This window comes from Candidatus Symbiothrix dinenymphae (assembly GCF_001431085.1).
Genome location: NZ_BBRU01000174.1, coordinates 1 through 707, shown reverse-complemented (window position 1 = coordinate 707; position 707 = coordinate 1). Strand labels below are relative to the sequence as shown.

General features: G+C 45.3%; 1 protein-coding gene and 1 pseudogene. Both read left to right on the top strand.

From position 1 onward, the window contains the following. Positions 1-313, top strand: a pseudogene (locus ASC50_RS02555) (cystathionine beta-lyase); the annotation flags it as partial. A gap of 126 nt (positions 314-439) precedes the next feature. Next, on the top strand, positions 440-707 hold a 268-nt coding region (locus ASC50_RS02550), incomplete at its 3' end, for an FKBP-type peptidyl-prolyl cis-trans isomerase (protein ID WP_193391184.1).

Here is a 707-nt window from a genome sequence, read left to right as displayed (position 1 = left end):
CGAGTGGCTCAGCCAGATGCTGACCTACATAGAGGGCAACATCCAATTTGTGGACGAATATTTAAAGGCAAACATCCCGCAAATCAAAGCAATCATCCCCGAAGCATCGTTTTTGCTGTGGTTAGACTGCCGCGAATTGAAGTTGAGCCAGCCGGATTTGGTCATGCTTTTCAAAGACAAAGCAGGCTTGGCACTCAACAACGGCAAAATGTTCGGCAAAGAAGGCATCGGCTTCATGCGAATGAATGTAGGTTGCCCCCGCAGTGTGCTCAAGCAGGCTTTGAATCAACTGTCAGTGTCAGTGTCATTGTGAGTGTCAGTTTGAGTGTCATTGCGGGTCAAGCCCGCCATTGTATTGTTCTTTTTCTTACCTTTGCACCGTGAAAACAGAATAAATTAAGAATTAAGAATTAAAAATTAAGAATTAAAAATATAAATAATGAAGATTGCAAATAATGCAATTGTGTCTGTGGGATACAAATTGTATGTGAAAAACGAAGAAGGGAAAGATGAGCTGATGGAGGAAACGACCCCCGACAACCCCCTACGGTTTATGTATGGCGTGGGTATGATGCTGCCCGCCTTTGAAAAACCGCTGCTCGGCAAGGAAGCCGGCGACCGCTTTTCGTTCAAGCTCTCCTCCGAAGAGGCTTACGGCGAATACTTTGAAGAACAAGTGGTAGAATTGGCACGCAGTTTGTTCGAGG